Genomic DNA, 685 nt, shown 5'->3' on the forward strand with positions numbered 1-685 from the left:
ACCGACTCCAGACAATCCGGCGTACCACACCAGCAATGAATCACCGACCGCCCCGACGACCGCGAATGACTGATCTCCCCCGCCGCCCCACTCGCCCCCGAATACAACCCACCACCCACCACCACCCCGGACCCGATCCGGCTCCCCACCTTCACCGCCAGCATGTGCTCCACGCTCGCCGCCACCGCCCGGAACTCCCCCAGCGCCAGCAAATTCGCATCATTCTCGATGGACACCGGCAACTCCGTGAACTGCCCGATCACCTCATACAAATTCTGCTGATCCCACCCCGGCAACTGCGCCGACGACGTCACCGTCCCCAACCGCGAATCAATCGGCGCCGGCACCCCCAGCACCACCCCACGCACACCCCCAACGTCGACGCGAGCGTCCCCCAACGCCACCAGCGTCCGCTCCCAAATCTCCCGCAACACCACAACCGGACCCAGCGTCACATCAACCGGACACTCGACAACATGCACCAACTCCCCCAGCAGATCAGCCACCGCAAGCCGGACATGATGCGTCCCCAACGCCACCGACACCACCGCCCCGGCATCCCCCCGCTCGCGGTCTCCTCCACCAACCCCGCCGCAATCAACGCATCCACCCGCAACGACACCGTCGACGGCGCCAGCACCGTATACCGCGAAATCTCCCGCCGCGTCCGCGCCACCCCACGACG

2 protein-coding genes are annotated in these 685 nt (G+C 66.7%); one reads left to right on the forward strand and one right to left on the reverse strand.

The genetic code is table 11. From position 1 onward, the window contains the following. On the reverse strand, window positions 1-506 hold a 506-nt coding region (locus tag OO71_RS45925), incomplete at its 3' end, for an ROK family protein (RefSeq protein ID WP_162186201.1). On the opposite strand from OO71_RS45925, the gene OO71_RS51865 reads away from it, so the two are divergent. Then, the coding region (locus OO71_RS51865) for a hypothetical protein (RefSeq protein WP_211260847.1) at window positions 477-685 on the forward strand (209 nt) is incomplete at its 3' end. The genes OO71_RS45925 and OO71_RS51865 overlap by 30 nt on opposite strands.

This window comes from Amycolatopsis jejuensis (assembly GCF_000717335.1).
GTDB classification, from domain to species: Bacteria; Actinomycetota; Actinomycetes; order Mycobacteriales; family Pseudonocardiaceae; genus Amycolatopsis; species Amycolatopsis jejuensis.